This is a genomic window from Psychrobacter sp. TB55-MNA-CIBAN-0194 (assembly GCF_040309505.1).
Taxonomy (GTDB): Bacteria; Pseudomonadota; Gammaproteobacteria; order Pseudomonadales; family Moraxellaceae; genus Psychrobacter; species Psychrobacter fozii.
This window is the reverse complement of sequence record NZ_JBEOOW010000423.1, coordinates 1-262: the sequence shown is the minus strand read 5'-3', so window position 1 is coordinate 262 and position 262 is coordinate 1. Positions and strand designations below refer to the sequence as shown.

At 36.6% G+C, this 262-nt stretch carries 1 pseudogene; it reads right to left on the bottom strand.

Annotation, left to right across the window (positions count from 1 at the left end):
• Nucleotides 1–262: pseudogene (locus AAEY75_RS15730) on the bottom strand (tRNA (uridine(54)-C5)-methyltransferase TrmA); the annotation flags it as partial.

The following is a 262-nucleotide window of genomic DNA, read 5'->3' as shown; positions in this document are numbered from 1 at the left end:
ATTTGAAATAGCTTACGACGTAGTACTTCGCAGTCTTTTAAATTATCAATCATCACCTGCATAATTTCACCTACTAAAGGAGCTGCAGGGTCAAAGGTATCAACACGTATTTTATCTTTTGTTTGTTGATCAAACATAATATGAAACAGATCGTCACCATCGTGCCATACTCTAAATTCTGCACGTTGGCGGTAGTTAATGGGCTCAGAGCTAAATACTTCTAACTGTTTTACACCAAAACGTTGAAATTGCTCTGTAATAC